This is a genomic window from Conexibacter woesei Iso977N (genome assembly GCF_000424625.1).
GTDB lineage: Bacteria > Actinomycetota > Thermoleophilia > Solirubrobacterales > Solirubrobacteraceae > Baekduia > Baekduia woesei_A.
The window spans coordinates 618,452-637,981 of record NZ_AUKG01000002.1 but is presented as its reverse complement, the minus strand read 5'-3'; the positions used below and the strand labels follow the sequence as shown (position 1 = coordinate 637,981).

19 protein-coding genes are annotated in these 19,530 nt (G+C 73.3%); 8 read left to right on the top strand and 11 right to left on the bottom strand.

The window, feature by feature from the left end:
- Positions 1-75: 75 nt before the first annotated feature.
- On the bottom strand, positions 76-2,409 hold the full coding sequence (locus H030_RS0115320; protein WP_027006748.1) for a hypothetical protein: 2,334 nt from the start codon (positions 2,407-2,409) through the stop codon (positions 76-78).
- A 77-nt stretch (positions 2,410-2,486) separates the two neighbouring features.
- Between H030_RS0115320 and H030_RS37210 the strand changes: the two genes are divergently transcribed.
- The 5 genes from H030_RS37210 to H030_RS0115295 all read left to right on the top strand — a co-directional run bounded on the left by H030_RS37210 (position 2,487) and on the right by H030_RS0115295 (position 7,358).
- Positions 2,487-3,473: an iron-containing alcohol dehydrogenase gene (locus tag H030_RS37210; RefSeq protein WP_027006747.1), complete on the top strand. Its 987-nt coding sequence runs from the start codon at positions 2,487-2,489 to the stop codon at positions 3,471-3,473.
- Between the two features lie 10 nt (positions 3,474-3,483).
- Positions 3,484-4,929 (top strand): TldD/PmbA family protein, encoded by a 1,446-nt coding sequence (locus H030_RS0115310; RefSeq protein WP_196809146.1) that lies wholly within the window; start codon positions 3,484-3,486, stop codon positions 4,927-4,929.
- On the top strand, positions 4,926-6,320 hold the full coding sequence (locus H030_RS37205; protein WP_051222808.1) for a metallopeptidase TldD-related protein: 1,395 nt from the start codon (positions 4,926-4,928) through the stop codon (positions 6,318-6,320). The genes H030_RS0115310 and H030_RS37205 overlap by 4 nt, the downstream gene beginning before the upstream one ends.
- A gap of 37 nt (positions 6,321-6,357) precedes the next feature.
- A complete protein-coding gene (locus H030_RS32515; protein WP_051222806.1) occupies positions 6,358-6,786 on the top strand; it encodes an RDD family protein in 429 nt (142 codons plus the stop codon).
- A 65-nt stretch (positions 6,787-6,851) separates the two neighbouring features.
- Positions 6,852-7,358, top strand: coding sequence for a hypothetical protein (locus H030_RS0115295; RefSeq protein WP_027006745.1), 507 nt, complete (start codon positions 6,852-6,854; stop codon positions 7,356-7,358).
- On the opposite strand, the gene H030_RS0115290 is transcribed toward H030_RS0115295, so the two are convergent.
- From H030_RS0115290 to H030_RS32505, 6 genes are all read right to left on the bottom strand, one after another.
- A complete protein-coding gene (locus tag H030_RS0115290) occupies positions 7,355-8,149 on the bottom strand; it encodes an SDR family NAD(P)-dependent oxidoreductase (RefSeq protein WP_035127774.1) in 795 nt (264 codons plus the stop codon). The genes H030_RS0115295 and H030_RS0115290 overlap by 4 nt on opposite strands.
- A 27-nt stretch (positions 8,150-8,176) precedes the next feature.
- On the bottom strand, positions 8,177-10,396 hold the full coding sequence (locus tag H030_RS37200; RefSeq protein WP_051222804.1) for a S8 family serine peptidase: 2,220 nt from the start codon (positions 10,394-10,396) through the stop codon (positions 8,177-8,179).
- A gap of 84 nt (positions 10,397-10,480) precedes the next feature.
- The gene (gene secG, locus H030_RS0115280) at positions 10,481-10,711 is read right to left on the bottom strand and encodes a preprotein translocase subunit SecG (RefSeq protein ID WP_027006743.1); all 231 of its coding nucleotides are present in this window, start codon (positions 10,709-10,711) and stop codon (positions 10,481-10,483) included.
- Positions 10,712-10,724: 13 nt separating this feature from the next.
- Positions 10,725-11,018, bottom strand: coding sequence for a hypothetical protein (locus tag H030_RS0115275; protein ID WP_155892065.1), 294 nt, complete (start codon positions 11,016-11,018; stop codon positions 10,725-10,727).
- 21 nt (positions 11,019-11,039) lie between these two features.
- On the bottom strand, positions 11,040-13,226 hold the full coding sequence (locus H030_RS0115270; protein ID WP_027006741.1) for a heme lyase CcmF/NrfE family subunit: 2,187 nt from the start codon (positions 13,224-13,226) through the stop codon (positions 11,040-11,042).
- A gap of 12 nt (positions 13,227-13,238) precedes the next feature.
- The gene (locus H030_RS32505; protein WP_081690838.1) at positions 13,239-13,652 is read right to left on the bottom strand and encodes a cytochrome c maturation protein CcmE; all 414 of its coding nucleotides are present in this window, start codon (positions 13,650-13,652) and stop codon (positions 13,239-13,241) included.
- A 157-nt stretch (positions 13,653-13,809) separates the two neighbouring features.
- Between H030_RS32505 and H030_RS0115260 the strand changes: the two genes are divergently transcribed.
- Entirely contained in the window at positions 13,810-14,049 is a 240-nt protein-coding gene (locus H030_RS0115260) for a hypothetical protein (protein ID WP_027006739.1), read from the top strand.
- 13 nt (positions 14,050-14,062) lie between these two features.
- Positions 14,063-14,380, top strand: a complete 318-nt coding sequence (locus H030_RS0115255; RefSeq protein ID WP_027006738.1) for an MTH1187 family thiamine-binding protein — start codon at positions 14,063-14,065, stop codon at positions 14,378-14,380.
- Here the strand turns inward: H030_RS0115255 and H030_RS0115250 are convergent.
- Together H030_RS0115250 and H030_RS0115245 are read right to left on the bottom strand one after the other, a co-directional pair.
- A complete protein-coding gene (locus H030_RS0115250; protein WP_027006737.1) occupies positions 14,377-15,582 on the bottom strand; it encodes a hypothetical protein in 1,206 nt (401 codons plus the stop codon). The two genes, H030_RS0115255 and H030_RS0115250, sit on opposite strands and share 4 nt — an antisense overlap.
- The gene (locus H030_RS0115245; RefSeq protein ID WP_035127770.1) at positions 15,579-16,142 is read right to left on the bottom strand and encodes an RNA polymerase sigma factor; all 564 of its coding nucleotides are present in this window, start codon (positions 16,140-16,142) and stop codon (positions 15,579-15,581) included. Before H030_RS0115245 ends, H030_RS0115250 begins: the two co-directional genes overlap by 4 nt.
- An 82-nt stretch (positions 16,143-16,224) precedes the next feature.
- Between H030_RS0115245 and H030_RS32500 the strand changes: the two genes are divergently transcribed.
- A complete protein-coding gene (locus tag H030_RS32500) occupies positions 16,225-18,075 on the top strand; it encodes a CocE/NonD family hydrolase (protein WP_081690836.1) in 1,851 nt (616 codons plus the stop codon).
- Here the strand turns inward: H030_RS32500 and H030_RS32495 are convergent.
- Both H030_RS32495 and H030_RS0115230 read right to left on the bottom strand, forming a co-directional pair.
- Entirely contained in the window at positions 18,059-19,036 is a 978-nt protein-coding gene (locus tag H030_RS32495) for an aminotransferase class I/II-fold pyridoxal phosphate-dependent enzyme (protein WP_081690835.1), read from the bottom strand. The two genes, H030_RS32500 and H030_RS32495, sit on opposite strands and share 17 nt — an antisense overlap.
- On the bottom strand, positions 19,033-19,530 hold the full coding sequence (locus tag H030_RS0115230; protein ID WP_231398507.1) for a bifunctional adenosylcobinamide kinase/adenosylcobinamide-phosphate guanylyltransferase: 498 nt from the start codon (positions 19,528-19,530) through the stop codon (positions 19,033-19,035). The genes H030_RS32495 and H030_RS0115230 overlap by 4 nt, the downstream gene beginning before the upstream one ends.

The window sequence follows — 19,530 nt, the reverse complement described above, 5'->3', positions numbered from 1 at the left end:
ATCTGCGTCAGGAGCCCTTGGCACGCAAGGGCATACGCACCTTTACGAACGTCCAGGGAACCTGGCGCGCAGGTGCTACTCGTCCTCGGGGTAGGGGCCGATCGCCTGGCCCTTGGGCACGTTCCTCCACGGCAGCGCGGGATCCGCGACGATCGCGCAGCGCGCCCTGGCCGCGACGCACGCCTCGGCGTCGATGCCGTCGCCGTCGGCGAGGATCCGGCGGTCGGCGCGCAGCCAGTAGGTCGTCCTCCCCGCGCGCGTGGCGCTGACGAGCACACCACCCTGCGGGTGTGAGACGCGCCGGCGCCTGCCCGGGCCGTACGCGCCGAAGTCCGCGTCGGGCGTGTCGCAGGTCGAGCCCTCGGCGACCCAGAACGCGCCGTCGAGCGCGGTCGTCGCGGTGACGTCGTGGGGGTAGACGTAGCCACACGCGCCGTCGTCGAAGCCCTCAACCAGCGCGCTCGGCCTGGCGCCGTCGAGCGGATCGACCTGCAGCGTCGTCTGCAGCCCGACGCCGAACGTGTCGCCGCCGTCCTGCTGCGAGGTCAACACCACCGTCTTGGGTCCGAGGTCGAGGTCCTGGACCGTCGTGAGGATCCGGACGTCGTCGCAGTCGCTCGCGCACCGGACCTTCGGCATCGGCCGAGCGACGGGCGCCGCGCCGGTCGGCAAGGTGTACACCTGCGACCTCGTCCCGCCGTCCTGGTGGCGTGCGAAGGCGACCGTGCCGCGCCAGATCGACGGCGTCGTGTCCGAGACGCCCGGGCCGCCCGTGCCGGGAACCGCGACCGGCCTGGCGTTCCCGCCCGTCAGCGCGATCCGTTCGACGTGGCAGCCCGCGGCCTTCAGCCAGTCGCCGGAGTAGTTGGGGTCCTTGGTGCAGGATGAGAAGACGGCAACCGGTCTGCCATCCGCGCCCGGGCCGGCATCGGCATCGAACGGGATCGCTCGCGTCGGGACGGCAAGTCGATGAACATGCCCTGCGCGCCAGAGCATCAAGGACCAGCGCTTGGTCGCCGAGTCGCGCTTGGAGAAGACGAGCGCGCCGCCGTAGGCGCTGAGCCTCGCGACGCCGCGGCCGGAGGCGATCACGCGGCCGCCCGGCCTCGCGGCTGCGGCGGCGTGCGCTCGCGCGGCGGCGGCCTGCGGGACCGTGAACGTCTGCACGGCGCGCGTCTTCGCGCAGCGCAGCGTCATCAGGCCGGCGCCGGCGCGGTTGACGACGACGCCGTCGGCGTCGCAGCCGGGCGACTCCGCGACGACCGACTGCGTCCCGTCCGGCGCGATCTGCAGCAGCCTGCCGCCGGCCTGGTCGCCCGTGGCGATCAGCACCGCGCCGCTCGCCGTGACCGCGAGCGTGTGGCGCGCCGAGCTCTCCTCGCTGCCGTCGCTGTACCCACTCTGCTCGGCGCCGGGGATCGCCAGCCGCGGCAGCAGCGCGCCGTCGCGGGTGCGCCGGACGACGTAGGCGGTGTTGCCGTGGAACATCAGGAACGCGGCGTCGCCGTTCGGCCCGACGACCGCGTCGAGCAGCACGTCGGCGCGGATGCCGACCGCGTGCGGCGCGCCGAAGCGCTTGGCACCCGCGGGCCGGGCGGCGACGCGAATGGGATCCGGGCCCCTGTCGGCGCCGGGCGGCAGCACCTGCCACGCGACGACCTCGTCGCCCTTGTCGTCCACGCCGACCGGCCCGGTGCCGAGCGTCCTGCCGTCGGCCCTGAAGCGCTCGACCCTCGGCGTGCTCGCGCCGGCCGCGAACGTCCCGACCAACAACATGCTCTTGGTTGCCCAGGCGCCGACCGCGCGGCCGTCGGGCAGCGCGGTCAGCGAGCGCGCGCCGGCGTGACGCAGCGCCTTGACGGCAGGCCCGTACGTCACGCGGGCGTCCGGCCGCGCGAGCGCCAGCGACGTCGTGTTCCTGCCGGAGGGGATGTCGTTCGCGGTGTAGGAGAGCAGCACGCTGCCGTCCGGCCGGACGACCGGGAACGCCTGGTCGACGCGCAGCGGCCTGATCGCCGCGGCGCGCTGGGCGCCGCTCGGCGCGGTGCCCCACGCGAAGCGCGAGATCCACGGGCGGAAGACGAAGCCGTAGCCGTCCGGTCCGGGCGCCGAGCCACCGGAGGATGAGTACTCGACGACCGCGTCGCCGCGGTCGCTGAGCGCGGCGGTCACGTACGCGGGTCCGCCCTCCGTGCGCGGCGCGGCGATCCTCCCGAGGCCGGAGAGCGTCCCGTCCGGCGCGACCGACACCGCCCACGCGTGCTCGCCGTGGCCGAAGGCGACCAGCCCGCGGCCCGCGCCGTCCACGGCGACCGAGCCCGGCTCCTGCGTCCAGCCCGGGACCGTCACCGGCGCCGAGGCGGCGGCGCCCGGTGCCGTGGCGCCCGCGCCGACCAGGAGAAGCGCCATGACCGATGAGAGCTTTTGCACGGTTCCCGGATACCCTGCGCCCGTCGATGTCACTCCCGCCGGATATCGTCGGGCGCATGGACTTCACGTGGCAGGACGGCGAGCGGCTGATCCGGTTCGGCCGTGGGGTGATCGCGGACGCGCCGGAGCTGCTGGGCGACACCTACGTGTTGCTGACGACCGAGCGCGCGGCGGCCGCGGTCCCGGCGCAGGTCGTGGAGGGCGCGGCGCGCGTGATCCACGTCGCGCCCGGACTTGTTGATGAACTTGCCGCCGAGGTCCACGAGGAGCTGGCGGATTACGACGGGCTGATCGCCGCGCTCGGCGGCGGGCGCGTCATCGACGTCGCCAAGGCCGTCGCGGGCTGCCGCCCGAACGCGCGCGCCGCGGCGATCCCGACGACGCTCAGCGCCGCCGAGATGACGGCCGTCCACCGCAAGCCCGCGGGCCACGAGGCGACCGCCCGCGCGGTCCGCCCCGCGCTGGTCATCAACGACCCCGACCTGAGCGCGTCGCAGCCCCCGGGCGAGCTGGCGGCGTCGTCGGCCAACGCGCTCGCGCACGCGGTCGAGGCGCCGGTCACGACCAGGGCCTCGACGGTCCCGACGCTCGCCGCGCGCGAGGCCGCGCGGCTGATCGACGCCGCCTGGCTCGTCGAGGGCGAGGACCCGTCCTACAACGGCCGCACCCAGCTCGCCCACGCCGCGCTGCTGTCGGGCTACGCGATCGGCTCGGCACACTACGGCCTCAGCCACGTCCTCTCCCAGACGCTCGTCCGGATCGGCGGCGCCGGCCACGGCCAGGCCAACGCCGCCGTCCTGCCCGCCGCGATCTCCGCGCTCGAGCGCCGCGCGCCCGGCCACGTCGACCCCGACGGGACGCTCCGGACGCTCGCCGAGCGCCTGGCCCGCCGCGCGGGCGCCGACAGCATCCGCCGCCTCGGCGTCGACGAGGCCGCCCTCGACGCCTGCGCCGACGCCGCGGCGAAGCGTGCCGAGCTGGCCTTCACCCCTCCCGCCGCCGATCGCGACGAACTGCGCGCCCTGTACGCCGAAGCGTTCTAGGGTGCGAGGCGTGCTCGACCTGCTCCGGGAGACCGTCGACCGCGCCGCCGGCCACTGCGCCTACGCGGAGGCGCGGCACGTCCACGCGGTCGAGGAGCACCTGGCCGTGCACGACGACCTCGTCGACGCCGTCGACGCGACCGAGTCGGAGGGCATCGGCGTCCGCGTGCTCGTCGGCGGCGCGTGGGGCTTCGCGGCGACGCGGGACGTCACGCCCGCGGGCGCCGAGGCGGCGCTGAAGCGCGCGCTGGCCGTCGCCGCCGCGCAGCCCGCGGCGGGCGCGCGGCCGCTGGCGCCAGTCGTCCCCGCCACCGGCCACTGGGCCTCGCCGTGCGCGATCGACCCCTTCATGTTGCCCCTGGAGGAGCGCCTGGCGCTGCTCTTCGCCGCGGTCGCCGCGATGCGCGGCGACGCCCGGATCGTGCGCGCCGACGCCGAGGCGTCGCTGATGCGCACGCGCAAGGCGCTGGTGACGAGCGACGGCACCGCCGTGACGCAGGAGCTGACCGAGTGCGGCGCCGGGATCGCCGCGACCGCCGTCGGCGACGGCGAGCTGCAGACCCGGACCTACCCGTGCTCGCACGGCGGGACCGTGGCGGCCGCGGGCTGGGAGCAGGTCGTCGGCCTCGACCTGGTCGGCAACGCGCCGCGCGTCGCCGGCGAGGCGATCGAGCTGCTGACCGCGCCCGAGGTCCCGGAAGGGCGGCGCACGATCGTCCTGCACGCCGAGCAGCTCGCGCTCCAGCTGCACGAGTCGATCGGCCACGCGCTGGAGCTCGACCGCATGCTGCTGGGCGAGGCGTCCTACGCGGGCACGTCGTGGGTCAAGGTCGACGACATCACCGGCGGCCTGCGCTACGGCTCCGACGCGCTGAACGTCACCGCCGACGCGACGATCCCCGGCGCGCTCGGGACGTTCGGCTGGGACGACGAGGGCGTGCCCGGCGCCCGGACGCCGCTGATCGTCGGCGGCGAGCTGCAGGCCACGCTCAGCGACCGCCAGTCGGCCGCCGCGATCGGGCTCGGCGCGTCCGGCGGCTGCGCCCGCGCCGAGGGCTTCGCGCGCCAGCCGATCGTGCGGATGACCAACGTGTCGGTCGAGCCGGGCTCGGCGGGATCGCTGGGCGACCTGATCGCCGACACCGAGGACGGCGCGCTGTACCTGGAGTCCAACCGCTCCTGGTCGATCGACGACCGCCGCTGGCAGTTCCAGTTCGCGACCGAAGTCGCGCGCGAGATCCGCGGCGGCGAGCTGGGCAAGTTGTACCGGAACCCGTTGTACATGGGGATCACGCCGGAGTTCTGGGGGTCCTTGGACGCGGTCTGCGGGGCGGACGAGTGGCGCCTGTGGGGGCTGACGAACTGCGGCAAGGGCGAGCCGGGCCAGGTGATGCACGTCTCGCACGGGACGGCGCCCGCGCGGTTCCGCGACGTCCGGGTCGGAGTGGCGTCGTGAGCGGCGCGGAGCCGTCCGCGTGCGGCGACCTCGCCGCGCACGCGCTGTCGTTCCTCGACGGCGAGGGCCAGGCGACCGTCGAGCGCGAGCGCTCGCTGCTGCTGCGCTACGCGCGCAGCGCGCCGACCCAGGCGACCGAGCTGGACGACACGAGCGTCCACCTGCTCGCGGTCCGCGACGGCCACGTCGGCGGCGCGACGACCAACGTCACGACCGACGACGCGCTGCGCGCCACCGCCCGGCGCGCGATGGACGCCGCCGAGGCCGCGGCGCGCGCCGCGGGCGGGCCGGGCGACCACCCCGGCCTCCCGGCACCGCCGGAGGCGGGCTACAAGCAACACGATGGCTATGACTTGGACACCGCCCGGATCGACCCCGCGCCGGGCGGCGCGGCGCTGGCCGCCGCGTTCGGCGTCGCGGCCGAGCACGACCTGGAGGCCTTCGGCGCCTACACCGTGGGCGCCGTCGAGACGGCGATCGCCTCGTCGACCGGCATCCACGCGGTCGACCGCGTGACCGACGCCTACATGAAGGTCATGCTGCGCCGCGCGAGCGACGCGCGCACCGGCCAGTTCTCGCAGGCCGCGGTCGGCGCGGGCGCGATCGACGGCGCCGCGATCGCCCGCGCCGCCGCCGCGAAGGTCCCGGCGGACAGCGCCGGCACCGAGCCCGCGCGCCTCGAGCCCGGCGAGTACCCGGTCGTCCTCGACGCCGAGGCGGTCGGCGGCCTGCTGGAGATGCTCGCGGGCCTCGCGTTCAACGGGCTCGCGCACGCCGAGGGCCGCGGCGCGCTCGACGGCCGCCTCGGCACGCGCGTCGCCGCGTCGGCGATCAACCTCAGCGACGCGCCGCGCTTCGCCAGGACGTGGCCGCGCGCGTTCGACTTCGAGGGCGTCCCGAAGGCGCCGATCCCGCTGATCCAGGACGGCGTGGCGCACCGCGTCGTCCACGACACGCGCAGCGCCGCGGTCGCCGGCGACGGCGCGGTCTCCACCGGCCACGCGATCGCGCCCGGCGGCGCGGCCTCCGGCCCCCACGCCACCAACCTGGTCCTCGTCGGCGGCGGTGCCCAAGATGTCGCGGAGCTCGCCCAGCCGATCGAGCGCGGCATCTACGTGACGCGCCTCTGGTACCTCAACGTCGTCCACCCCAAGCAGACGCTCGTGACCGGCACGACCCGCGACGGCACGTTCCTGATCGAGGACGGCCGGATCACCCGCCCGCTGCGCGACGTCCGCCTGACCGACTCGATCCTCCGCATCCTCGAGGCGACCGAGGCGCTGACCTCATCCTCTCGCCTGACCTCCGAGGCCGAGTACTACGGCCGCCGCTTCGCCCTCGGCACCGTGACGCCCGCCCTGCGCGCGAGCGGCTTCCGCATCACCGGCTGATTGCAACGCCACCCTTACAGGTAGGTTCTCGCTCACCATGAGCGACCCCTCCTTCCTGGCGCCCGAGTCGCCGGGCTCCACCACACCTCCGTCCAACGAGCTCGCCGGCTTCTGGATCCGCTTCGGCGCATCCCTGCTCGACGGGATCCTCCTGGGCATCGTCGGGACGATCCTCCGAGTCGTTCTGCACGGCGCCGGGGAGGGCCTGAGCATCGTGCTCGGCATCGCCTACTTCACGTACTTCGAGGGGTCGACCGGCCAGACGCTCGGCAAGCAGGCGGCCAACATCAAGGTCCTCGACGAGGCCGGCGGCGCGCCGATCGGCTACGGCCGCGCGTTCCTGCGCTACTTCGCGCGCATCCTCTCGGCGATCCCGATCTTCCTCGGATACTTCTGGATGCTGTGGGACGACAGGAACCAGTGCTGGCACGACAAGATCTGCAACGACCTCGTCGTGCGCGTCTGAGAGGGTGTGAACACGCTCACCCTGGGTGGGCGTCACGTGGGCGCGCGGGCGGGGTTGTAGAGAGCATGACCCGCATTGCTCTCCTCCCCCTGCTCGCCGTCGCCGCCGCCGCTGCCGTCCCCACGGCCTCCGCGATCGCCGGCAGCAGCACGCACGCCCCGACGGTCCCCGCGACCAAGTCCTCCATCAAGGTCGAGGGCGGCTACGCCTACTACGACAGCTTCAGGCCGCTGAACAAGCGCGAGATCATCGTCGTCGTCAAGACGCACGGTCAGCTCCCGCGCCGCTTCGACGGCCTGATCCGCGCCGGCGCCACGCTCAGCGGCCACGGCGGCGGCTCCATCGGCTCGGTCGGCGGCAAGGCGTCCAAGTGCTACACCTTCTCGATCGCCCTGAAGGACGGCCGCTTCTACCCGACCGGCGACGCGCCCGCCGCCAAGGGCTCGCCCGGCCGCTACACGGTCAAGATGTCCGCCAAGGACAAGGACGGCAACACCGTCTCGTCGAGCAAGCCCATCACCTTGCGCGACCGCAGGCCGGGCGACCGCTCCGGCAAGCCGCTCGGCTGCTAACGCCGCGCGGTCAGCTCCTCCGACACCGCCCAGAGCCGCCGCCGCGCTTCCGCGTCGGCGGCCTGGGCATCCGGAGTGGCCTGCCGCAGGCCGTCGAAGAACGCGCCGGTCGTGCCGTCCAGCGCCGGATCGGCGACCAGCCGGAACGTCGCCTCGACCCCTTCTTCCAGCGTCGAGATCGGCGAGGGCACCATCTTGGTCGGCATGTACGTCGCCGGGTGCAGCGCGTTGACGGTGACCGCCGGCGCCAGCTGGGGCGTCAGCTCGAAGCTGTACAAGATCTGCGCGAGCTTGCTCTGGCAGTACGCACGGATCCCGGAGTAGCCCTGCTCGAGCTGGAGGTCGTCGAAGTCCAGCGCCTGCTGGCCGAGCGACGACACGTTGACGATCCGCGATCCCACGCGGTCCTCCGCCATCAGCCGCTGCGTCAGCGCGAACCCCGCCAGGTAGTTGACGGCGAAGTGCAGCTCGAAGCCGTCGCGCGAGAGCTCGCGCCCGCCGTCGGCGCCGATCCCCGCGTTGTTGACCAGCACGTCCACGCGCTCGTCGGCCGCGACCAGCGCGTCGGCCAGCCCGTGCACCTCTGCCAGCGACGCGAAGTCCGCGCGGTACGCGCGCACCGCGCCGCCGCCGTCGAGCTCGTCGACCGTCGCCTCGATCCGCTCCGGCGAGCGACCATGGACGATCACCGTCGCGCCCGCGTCGAGCACCTCGCGCGCCAGCGCGCGACCGAGCCCATCGGTCGAGCCCGTGATCAACACCGTCTTGCCCGTCAGGTCGAACGCCGCCATGCGCCCGACCCTAGCGGCCGGCTGCGGCTACCTGATCAACATCGTGTTGGAGCGCACCGTCGTCGACCCGAAGGGGTTGGTCGCCGTCACCTGGAAGCGCAGGTACCTGCCGCGGTCGGCGGCCGTCGCGACGTAGGTCGCCGCGGTCGAGCCGGAGATCGCGGCGCACGACGAGAGCGTGGTCGTCGTGCAGCGCAGCCAGGCCTTCGGATAGCTCGTCGGCGACCCCGACCACGTGCCCTGCGAGCCCGTCAGCGTCGTCCCCACGGTCAGCGTCCCCGCAGCGGTCGTGCCGTTGATCGTCGGCAGGACCGAGTTCGCCGGCGGCGGCGGGCCGGTCACGATGGGCGTGGCAACCGAGCGTGTCGTGACCGCCGCCTTGGCGTTGCGGGCCGTCACCTGGAAGCGCAGGTACTTGCCCTTGTCGGCGGCCGTGAGGGTGTAGGTCGAAGCCGACTGGCCGCTGAGCGCCGTGCACGACCCCACCGTCCCGTCGTTGCAGCGCAGCCAGACCGTGCTGTAGGTGAACGGCGCGGTCCCCGACCACCTGCCGTTCGTTCCGGTCAGCGTCGCGCCGACCGTGGCGCTCCCGCTGAGCGCCGGGGCGGCCGTGACCGCGGGTGCGACGACGACCGGTGCGGTGACCGCGACGGTGGCAGCCGAGCGCGCCAGCCCGGCGCCGTCGGAGTTGGCTGCCCTGACGCGGAAGCGCACGTACCTGCCGACGTCCCCGCTGACCAAGGTGTAGGTCTGCCCGGTGGCGCCCGCGATCGCCGAGCACGACGCGATCGACGTCGTCGTGCAGCGCACCCAGTCGTAGGTGTAGGAGTTGCCAGAGCCGCTCCACGTGCCGGTCCCGCCGGTCAGCGTCTGGCCGGTGACCGCCGTCCCGCTCTCGGTCGGCGCGGCCGTGTTGACGGGGATCAGGCCGGGTGCCGACGGGAAGACGGTCGACGCCAGGTCGCCGTAGTAGCGCCCGTTGGCCAGCGGCTTGGACGGCGAGCCGGAGAAGACCGTGTTCGGCGCCTGCGCCGCCGCGGTCGTCGACGCGTCGATCATCATCCTGATGACCTGCGCCGGCGTCTTGCCCCAGCACGGCCCGTGTGCGCCGTTCTCGCCCATGCACAGCGCGACCAGGCCCGCGACGTGCGGCGAGGCCATCGACGTGCCGGACATCGTCGCGTACATCCCGCCCCGGTAGGTCGAGCGGATGCAGGTGCCCGGCGCGGCGAGCGTGTGCGCGATCTCCGCCGCGCGCGTCGCGTAGTTGGAGTACGACGCGGGCGTGTCGTCGCCGTCGGAGAACCCGCACGTCGCGCCGCCGCCGACACCGCCCGGCAGCCCGTCGGAGTCGCTGACCGAGGTGACCGTCAGCACCTCCGGCTCGTTGGCCGGCGCGAAGCTCTGCTCGTCGGTGTTCGAGTTGCCCGCGGCGACCACGAAGGTGACGCCCGCGGCGGTCGCGCGGCAGATCGCCATGTGCTCGACGTCGCCGACCGACGTCCCGCAGTTGGCCGTCGGCGAGGAGCCGCCGCCCAAGGACATGTTGACGACCGAGATGTCGTTGTTGGGGTCGCTGTCGGTGCGCGTCGCGGTCACCCAGTCCAGGCCGCACACGATCTGCGACGTGTAGCCCGACCCGGACGCGTTGAGCACCTTGACCGCGTAGATCTTCGTGCCCGGCGCGACGCCGACCGCGCCCGAGCCCTGGTTCTTGGCGCCGATGATCCCGGCGACGTGGGTCCCGTGGCCGTTGTCGTCCTGCGGCGCGCCGGACCCGACGCAGTTCGTCCCCGCGACCGCGTTGAGGTCCGGGTGCGTGAGGTCGACACCGGTGTCGACGACCGCGACGTTCGCGGTGCTCGCCTGGTGCACGGTCGTTCCGACCGCGCCGCCGACGCGGCGCACGCCGGTCGGGATGTTGTCGCCCGACGCGAGCGGGACCAGCGACGTCATCCTGACCGGCTTGTCCGGGACGACCTCCGCCACGCGCGGGTCGTTCTTCAGCTCCCTGACGTCGCCGCTGTCGAGCTTCGCCGCGAAGCCGTGCACGGCGTCGTCGTAGCGCTGCGTCGTCGTGAGGTCCTGATCCTCGGCGATCTCGCTGGTCGCGGCGCGCGCGGCCGGAGCCGAGGACCTCTCGAAGACCACGATGTACGGCCTGGCCGTGTCAGCCGCCGCGACGGCGGGCAGCACCAGCGAGGCGACGACGAGCAGGGCGAAGAGCAAGGTGCGCGGGGACCGCATGGCCCACGCTTCGGCGGGTCAGCGAGCTGACCTGACGTTCGGACCGGAAACTGGACCAGCGGCGTAAGGCCGCTCGTCCTGCGCCTAGTTGATCTTCAGGAGGATGATCGTGTTGACCGCGAACGCGATCGCGAAGGCGACCGTCCAGCGGTTCAGGTTGCGCTCGACCAGCGAGCCGCCGCCCAGCGAGCCCTGGCCGGTGCCGACGCCGAAGGCGCCGGAGAGGCCCGCGTCCTTGCCCGAGTGCATGAGCACCAGGAAGATCATGACGATGCAGATGATGACCTGCAGGATGCTGAGGATCGTTTCGACCATTGCGCCCTGAAGGCTACTCGTCCCTGACGCCGAGCGCATCCAAGCGGCGCAGCAGTTCCATTGCCTCTTGGCGTAGCTGGCGGTCGATGGCCTTCCAGTCGGCCTCGTCGATCTTGCCGGTCCGGTAGTCCATCTCGACCTCCCGGATCTCGCGGTAGCGGGACTCCTTGGCGGCCTCGAGATCCTCCAGCCTCGACAGGTACTCCGCGTCGTCGGCCTCGGCGTGCGCGCCGCGCAGCGGCCGCGCGATCGCCACGCCGGCCGCGACCGCGGCCACGCCGACGAGCACCACACCCACCACGTCCATGCAGCGTGCCCGCGGACGCGCCTAGGCGCGCCCGAGGTCCTTCGCGACGCGGGCCGCGTAGCCGGCGGTCGCGCGCCGGTGCGCGAGGTCCGGGGTCGGCCAGATGCAGATCAGCCCGCCGAGGAACACCAGCAGCCCGCCGATCCAGACCCACGCCACGAGCGGCGAGACGATCAGCCGGAACGTCGCCGGCGGCGCGCTCTTGGCGTAGCTGGTGGTCAGCTCCCGGATCGCCGTGCCCAGCGCGGTCGAGTAGTCCTGCGTGCTCATCTTGCCGAGCGCGTTGGCGAAGATCTTGTCGCCCTTCCTGACGTCGACCAGCGTCGGGTCGAGGTCGGGCGTCACCGCCGCCCACACGTCACGGCCGAAGCCCGCGAACATCGCGATCTCGGAGGTCGACTCGCCGTCGAAGTAGCGCCCGATCGCGCCCGCGAACGGCGCGCCCTCGATCGGGTAGTAGCCGCGCTCGGGCCGCAGCACGCCGACCCTCCTGCCGTGCTTGAAGACCGTCAGCTTGGCGCCGAACACGAGCCGCTCGACGCCGGTCTTGGTGACGTCGATCCGCGACGTCGGCCCGTCGTAGCGCGCCACGTAGCCGCGGCCGAGGTCGCTCTTCTGGCCCGGGTGCAGCTCGACGGTCCGGACGTGCTGGAACGCGGTCGACGCGGCCACGCCGATGAACAGCAGCGCGATCCCGAAGTGGATCGTGTAGCCGCCGTAGCGCCGGCGGTTGCGGCGGATCAGCGTCACGAACGCGAGCGGGAACGCCTCGCCGGTCATCGCGCGCCGCGCGCGCACGCCGCGGAAGAACTCCTGCGCGATCGTGCCGATCGCGAACGCCGAGGCGCCGATCACCAGCCACGCCCACGGCCGCCCGGCGACGCCGAACGGCAGCGTCACGAGCAGCGTCCCGACGCCGGTGACCGTCGGCCAGAAGAAGTTGCGCCGTGCGTTCCTGGGCGTCGCGCGCCGCCAGGCGATCACCGGGCCGATGCCGGACAGCAGCACCAGGATCAGCGCCATCGGCACGACGTACTTGTCGTACCAGGGCGGCCCGAGCGACTGCTTCTCGCCGGTCACGGCCTCGCTGATCAGCGGGAAGAACGTGCCCCAGAAGACGACGAACGCCATGCCGCACAGCACAAGGTTGTTGCCCAGGAACATCGCCTCGCGCGACAGCAGCGAGTCGAGCTTGTGCTCGCTCCTGAGCACGTCGCGGCGCGTGACGACCAGCACCACGCTGCCGATGATCATCGCGCCGATCAGGATCACGAACGGCACGCCGAGGTCCGAGCCCGTGAACGCGTGGATCGAGTCCAGGATCCCGGAGCGCACCAGGAACGTGCCGAGGATCGCCAGCGTCCCGGTCGCCAGGATCAGCGACGCGTTCCACGTCTTCAGCATCCCCCGCTTCTCCTGCACCATGATCGAGTGCAGGAACGCGGTGCCGGTCAGCCACGGCAGCAGCGACGCGTTCTCGACCGGGTCCCAGGCCCAGTAGCCGCCCCAGCCGAGCTCGGCGTAGGACCAGCGCGCGCCGAGGAAGATCCCGATGCCGAGGAAGAACCACGCGGCGAGCGCGAAGCGGCGCGTCGCCTGGATCCACTCGGCGTCCACGCGCCGGACGATCAGCGCGCCCGCGGCGAACGCGAACGGCACCGCCCACAGCGTGTAGCCGCTGTAGAGCATCGGCGGGTGGATCATCATCGACGGGTGGCGCAGCAGCGGGTTCAGGCCCGTGCCCTCCGCCGGCGTCACCGGCAGCGTCGCGAACGGCTTGGTCTTGAAGACGAGCAGCGCCGAGAAGAACGTCGCGAAGCCCATCAGGATCGCGATCGCGTACGGCTGCACGTCGCGCATCCGGTGGCGCGTCAGGAAGACGACCAGCGACGACCAGACGCTCAGCAGGAACAGCCACAGCAGCAGCGAGCCCTCCTGCGAGGACCACGACGCGGCCGCCTTGTAGAAGATCGGCGTCGTCGTCGAGCTGTGCGACTGGACGACCGTGAAGCTGAAGTCGTTGCGCAGGAACGCGGCGATCAGCACCACGAACGCGGCCGTGCTCAGCGCGGCCAGGACGTACACGCCGCGGCGGGCGCTCGTCACCCACTCGCGCTTGCCCGTCAGCCCGCCATAGAGCGCTGCCCCGACGCCGTAGACGGCGACGGCGAACGCCAGGAACGTCAGCCCGCGACCCAGATCAGCCATTGGTGACCGACCTTAGGTCGACTTCGTTGTGCTCGTCTTGTCCGTGAACTTCGACGGGCACTTCGTGACCAGCGAGTCCCTCTCGCCGACGAACGTGGTGCCCTCGCGCTTGACGGTCACGATGACCTCGCGGCCGTCACGGAACGTGTCGGCCACCGAGCCCGTGTAGCGGATCGGCACCGAGGCGTTGCCGTTGCGGTCGCGGACGCGGAACTGGTAGGTCGTCCCGGACTTGTGGATCGATCCGTTGACGACCTTGCCCGTCAGCTCGTAGCTGCGGCCGGCATCGGCACTCGCAAGCAGCTGGCTGGGGGTGCGCGCCTCCGACGAGGCGCTGAAGCTCTGGTAGATGAGCGCGACCGACAGGACGAGGGCCGCGCTCAGCGCCACGACGAGTCGTACGCGGCGCTTGCGTGCAGGGTCCATCGACACGAAGTATCGCAGCCTTCGCGCCGGAACAGCTCCCCAACCGTGGGTAGGGCACGCGTCCAGACGCGTTCAAGGGTGTCTGCAGTCCGACGATCATCGGTGCAACCTCTCGTCGCCGATGGTGTCCGGAGGTACGAGGAGCCTGATACCGACCATGCGCGTCCGCCCGCTTCGACCCACCCGCACCGCCTCGACCGCCGAGCGCCGGCCGCACGTGATCGAGCGCCCGGCCGCGGACCCGGCACCGGACGAGCACCGCGCCGAGCGCCGCCACCGCGAGTGCGTGGCCTGCGAGGACAGCGCGCTGTACTCGTGCTCCTGCGGCTTCCAGTTCACGGCGCCGGTCACGACCTCGGTCGCCTGCCCGCACTGCGGGACCGCGCAGGCCTGGTAGTACCGTCGGCCGCGTGGCCACCGCAGACCTGACCGTGATCGGGCTCGGCCGGAGCGATCCGTCCGCCAGCCGCTACATCGCCGCGATCCAGCGCAAGCTGGGTGAGCAGGAACGCGTCAAGTTCGTCATGCACGCGATGGGCACCTCGCTCGAGGGCGAGACCGCCGACATCCTGGCGCTCGTCGGCGAGCTGCACGCGGTGCCCTTCGACCTCGGTCTGCCACGCGTCTACACGGTGCTGAAGCTCGACGAGCGCCGCGACAAGCCGCAGACGCTGGCGGACAAGGTCGCCTCGGTCCAGGCGCGGCTGGCCGCGGGCGACGAGTCCTAGCGCGCCCGGAACGTGAAGCCGCCGAGCGGGTGGCGGCGGTCCTGCAGGACGACCCTGACGCGGTAGGTGCCCGGGCACCAGCCGTGGTCGTAGCGCAGCGCGATCCCGGGCGTGACCGTGAACGAGATGCGCTCGCCGCGGCGTACGTCGTCCTGCGTGCCGAAGCCGAGGAACCGCATCGGGTGCCGGCACGAGCGGCCCTCTCCGCGGCGCGGCCCGTCGACCGCCACGTGGTAGTCGAGGCCGAGGCGCTTCACGCTCACCGGCGCGCGGAACGACACCGTGTAGTTGGTGTTCTTGCCGAGCTGCCGCCTGGTGACGTGCAGCGGCGTGCGCAGCGTCGCGAGCGACGGGAGCCTCGGGCTCACGTACGTCGGCGGGCGCCGCTCGACATCGCGCGTCGTCCCGTCCGCGTAGCGCGCGGTCAACGTCAGCGGGAGCCCGCGCAGCGGGTCGTCGAGCTTCACCACGTACAGGTAGGTCCCGGTGCCGTCCCTGCTGAGCGCGACGCGCACGGGCCGGCGGCCGGGCGCGGTCGCGGTGACCGCGCGCGCCGCCGGGCCGAGGAAGCCGTAGAAGACCTCGCGCGCGCTGCCGTCCGGGCAGTCCGGCAGGGCGGGCCTGCCGGGATCGACCGCGAAGCCCGCGGGCCGGCAGGTCAGGCGGTCCTGGACGCCGTTGTCGAGCGCCAGGGCCAGCTGCGCGACGTAGAGGCGCCCGGCGCCGTCGAGCGGCGCGCAGCGGTCGACGGTCGGCGTCAACGCGTGGAACAGGCCGTCGTCGCCCAGGAGCCCGTCGCGCCCGAGCACGCCGAGGCGCCCGTCGAGGACGCGCGCGGCCTGCCAGCACGCCGCCTTGCGGGAGGTCCGGTAGGAGCGCACGCCCCAGCTCGGGCCGCCGTCCGGATCCGGCGCGGTGACCGCGATCGCCGCGCGCTCGCCCGGCAGCACGCGGCCCGCGCCGTGGTAGGGCAGGCCGAGGCCCGTCACCTTCGGCGCGGGCGCGCCGGAGCGCAACGCGACGACGCCGGCCACCGCGGCCGAGGCGAGCACCAGGACGACGGCCAGCGCGACGACCAGCAGCTTGCGGCGCGGCCGGGCGGTGGCGCGGCGGGCGGCCTGCTCGGTCAGCGTGCGCGGCTGGGTCCGGCGTGCGGCCTCGCGCAGCTGGGCCTCGAGGTCGGGGAGCAAGGTGGGGTTCATGACGCGGCGGTCTCCTTCAAACGGGCGCGGAGCGCGCCGAGCCCGCGCGACACGCGCTTGCGGACGACGAGCGCGGAGGTGTCGAGCGCACCCGCGATGTCCGAGTACTCGCGCTCGTCGAGGATCCGGGCGCGGAGCGCGTCGCGCTGCTCGTCCGGGAGTTGTTGGAGGAGTTGGTCGAGCTCGGCGTCGGTGCCGAGCGCGTCGATCGCCTCGAGGTCGGCGTCGGTGAGCGTGACGCGCTCCAGCGCCAGCCGGCGCCGCGCGCCCTCCTCGACGCGGCCGCGGCGGATCGAGTCCGCCAGCTTGTTGCGCGCGATCCCGAACAGCCAGGCGCCGAACTGCTGCGGGGTCGCGGGACCGTGCTCGCGGCGCAGCGACTCCAGCGCGGCGGCGAACGTCTCGGCCGCCAGGTCGGCGGCCAGCTCGGGCCTGCGCGTGCGGCGGACGAGGTAGCCGAGCACCGGCCGCTCGTAGCGGCGGTACAGCGCCGCGAACGCCTCCGGATCGGCGCGCAGCGCCGCCAGGAGCGCGGCGTCGTCGAGGTCGTCCAGGCGCATCGGTCCCCAGGAGTCGTACCGGACCGCCCGGTTGTGACCGCGTGACCGCAAGTTCCGGGGAACCGCTGCGTTCCTGGTGGTCATGGGTCGCTCTTGGAGGAAGGTCGCCACCGTTCTGGCGACGTGTGCCGCGATGCTCGGCGTCTTCGCCGCGGTCGCTTCCGCGGACGGCGGGACGTGGACGCCGTACACGCGCGCGGCGACGTACACGTCGGTCACCGACAGGGACGTCCCGATCACGATGCGCGACGGGACCGTCCTGAGGGCCAACGTCGAGCGCCCCGACGCGCCCGGAAGGTTCCCCGTGCTGATCACGCAGACGCCCTACGGCAAGGACGTCGCGGCGACCGCGCTCGGCGCGGGCGGCTCGTCGCTCGTCCAGCGCGGCTACGTGCAGGTCACCGTGGACGTGCGCGGCACCGGCAAGTCCGCCGGGGCCTGGGACTCGTTCGGCCCCAGCGAGCAGCAGGACGGCTACGACATCGTCGAGTGGGCGGCGGCGCAGTCGTGGTCAAGCGGCAAGGTCGGGCTCGACGGGCCGTCGTACATGGGGCTCAACCAGCTCTTCACCGCGGCGCTGCGCCCGCCGCACCTGAAGGCGATCTTCCCGGTCGTGCCGATGGCCGACGGCTACCGCGACATCGTGTTCAGCGGCGGCGACATCAACGTGTCGTTCATCCCGTTGTGGATGGGGTTGATCACCGGGGGCGGGCTCGTCGGCACCGACCCGCTGACGCTGCTGCAGCACGTGGGCGGGCTGGCGTCGTTCACGCTCCCGACGTTGTTGGGGTCCTTGCAGGGCGGCGACGTCGCCTACGACGGGCCGTTCTGGAAGACGCGGTCGACGATCGAGGTGCTCGACAGGATCCAGGTGCCGACGTTCGTCGTCGGCGGGCTGCACGACCTGTTCCAGCGCGGCGAGCCGCTGATCTACGAGCGCCTGAAGTCGCGGGTCCCGTCGCGCCTGGTGATGGGGCCGTGGACGCACGTGAGCGGGTCGACGGGCTCTGGGCTGCCGGCCGACGGCGTGCCGTCGCTCACCGACCTGCAGCTGCGCTGGTTCGACCAGTACTTGAAGGGGATCGACACCAACATCGCCGCGATCCCGAAGGTCACGCAGTACGCCTATGGCGACGACAGGTTCGAGACGCAGTCCGACTGGCCCAACCCGAAGCTCGACCCGCAGACGTGGTACCTGCGCGGCGGCTCGACGCTGACGCGCGGCGACGCGCCGGGCGTGGCCGAGACGCCGCAGACGTTCGTGCAGCACCCGCTGTCCGGGATCTGCACCATGTCGACCGGGCAGTGGACGGCGGGCCTCGGCGAGCCGCTGCCGTGCTTCACCGACGACCGGCCCAACGCGCTGAGCGGTGGCGCGTCGTACGAGAGCGCGCCGCTGTCGAGCGACCTGCGGCTGAGCGGCCCGATCGCCGCGCACCTGTGGCTGACGACGACCGCGTCGGACGCGGCGGTGACGGTTCGCGTTGATGATGTCGCTCCGGACGGCACGTCGACCGGGATGACGACCGGCTGGCAGAGCGCGTCGTTCCGGGCGGTCGACGCGTCGAGGTCGCGCGTGGTGCGCGGGCACGAGATCCAGCCGTGGCACCCGTTCACGAAGGCGTCGGTCCTGCCGGTGCAGAGCGGCGTCGCGACGCCGGTCGACGTCGAGGTGTTCCCGACCAACTGGGTGTTGAAGGCCGGGCACCGCCTGAAGATCGTCGTCGACCCGGCCGACTTCCCGCACGAGCTGCCGCCGATCCCGGCCCTGCTGGCGCGGCTCGGCGGCAACGTGAGCATCCTGACCGAGCCGGGCCACGCGTCCGCGATCGACCTGCCGGAGCTCGGGACGACCTGCGCCGCCGGCGTCCGCGCGGGCGGCCCGGACGGCTGCGCGCCGCTGCCGGTCCCGGACCTCACGCGCGCCGGCTGAGGGCGGCGACGAGGCGAGCGTCCACCTCGCCGCCGCGTGCGGTGAGGCGGACGTGGCCCGGGCCCAGGCCCGGGAACGTCCCGGCGGGACGGATCGCGATGCCGTCCTCCGCGCGCAGCACGCGCGCGAGCTCGACGCCATCGACGTGGGGCAAGTGCACCAACACGAAGTTCGCCGCGCCGTCGTGCACCGTCGCTCCCGGCAGCGCCGCGCGCAGTCCCTGGGCCAGCGCGGCCCGGTCCTGCTGGGCGCGCGCGGCGATCGGCGCAAGTCGTTCGGCCGTCGCCTCGCGCGCGGCGACCAGGGCAAGGGCATTGACCGCCCACGCCTGCCGCGCCTCGCGCAGCCTCTGCGCCAGCCCCGCCTCCGCGAGCAGGTACCCGACGCGCAGCCCCGGCACGGCGAGGATCTTCGTCAGCGACCGCAGCACGACGACGCCCGGCAGCGCCTCACCCGCCAGCGACTCCGGCTCGCCCGGGACGAAGTCCATGAACGCCTCGTCGACGAGCACCGTCCGCCCCTCCCGCGCCAGCGCGGCGACTGCGCCACGCGGATGCAGGACGCCCGTCGGGTTCGTCGGATTACCTATAACAACGAGGTCGGCCTCCTCCGGCACGACGCCCGGATCCAACATGTACGGGTCGCTCAGCACGACCCGCTCCGCGCCCAGCACCCGGTCGGGCTCCATGAACTGCGGGTGGATCACGACCGGCCGCCGCGCGCCGAGCAACCCATAGCCCTGCGCGGCGCCGTTCAACATCACGACCTCCGCCGGGTGCCGCCCATGCCGCGCCGCCACCGCCGCCACGGCCTCGCGCTCGTCCGGATACGCGGCGACGGCGCCGGCGAGCGCGTCCCGCAGCGCTTCGAGCAGCCACGCCGGCGGCCCACCCGTGGCGACGTTCACCGCATGGTCGGCCGCAGCACCCCGCGCCCACACATCCCCATGCACGTCGCTCACGGCAGCTCCACCTCGCGCCCCGCGACGACGAGCACCGCCCGGTCCGCCACCGCGCTCACCGCCTGGACCGCGTCGCCGAGCACGTCGAGCCACACCCGCGTCAGCGCATGCGGCGGCACCGGCCCCCACCCCGCCTCTTCCGCCACCACGACCGTCAGCCCCTCCCGCGCCGCAGCGGCGCGGGCGAACTCACGAGCGGACTCCCGGATCGCATCGGCGGTCCCCTCGTCGCGCCACAGCAGCTCGCTGACCCACGTGCCGAGCGAGTCGAGCAGCACCGTCACGCCCGGCTCGACCGCGCCAAGCGCCCCGACGACATCCTGCCCCTCGACCGTCCGCCACCCCTCCGGCCGTGCCGCCCGATGCACCGCGACCCGCGCCGCCATCTCGTCGTCGGTGACGGTCAACGGAGCAAGGACGACAACATCTCCCCCACCCTCAGCCGCCAGCCGCTCCGCAACCCGGCTCTTCCCCGACCGCCGCGGCCCCGTCAC